A 537-nucleotide genomic window follows, 5' to 3' on the forward strand; every position below is an offset into this window, starting at 1 on the left:
CCGGCGCCTCCTCAAGGATGAGATGGGCATTGGTCCCCGACACACCGAAGGAAGACACACCAGCCCGCCGCACCCGCTCCCCACGCGGCCACGCCACACCCTCAGCCAGCAACTCCACAGCGCCCGCATCCCAGTCCACATGCGAGGACGGCTGGTCCACATGCAACGTGCGCGGCAGCATCTCCCGGTTCAGGGCCATGACCATCTTGATCACACCACCCACACCCGCGGCCGCCTGCGTGTGCCCGATGTTCGACTTCAACGACCCCAACCACAACGGCCGACCGTCCTCCCGGTCCTGCCCGTAAGTGGCCAGGAGCGCTTGTACCTCGATCGGATCGCCGAGTTTCGTCCCGGTGCCGTGGCCCTCGACGGCATCCACATCCGCTGCTGTCAGCCGCGCGTTGGCCAGCGCCTGCCGGATCACCCGTTCCTGCGAGGGACCATTCGGCGCCGTCAACCCATTCGACGCCCCATCCTGATTCACCGCAGAACCACGCACCACCGCCAACACCCGATGCCCCCGCGCCCGAGCAT

The 537-nt window shown here is 67.4% G+C and carries 1 protein-coding gene; it reads right to left on the reverse strand.

The window, feature by feature from the left end:
• Positions 1 to 537: ketoacyl-synthetase C-terminal extension domain-containing protein (locus ABD329_RS48055; RefSeq protein WP_344318336.1), on the reverse strand; the 537-nt coding region annotated here is incomplete at both ends.

Source organism: Streptomyces javensis (genome assembly GCF_039525925.1).
In the GTDB taxonomy this organism is placed as follows: domain Bacteria; phylum Actinomycetota; class Actinomycetes; order Streptomycetales; family Streptomycetaceae; genus Streptomyces; species Streptomyces asiaticus.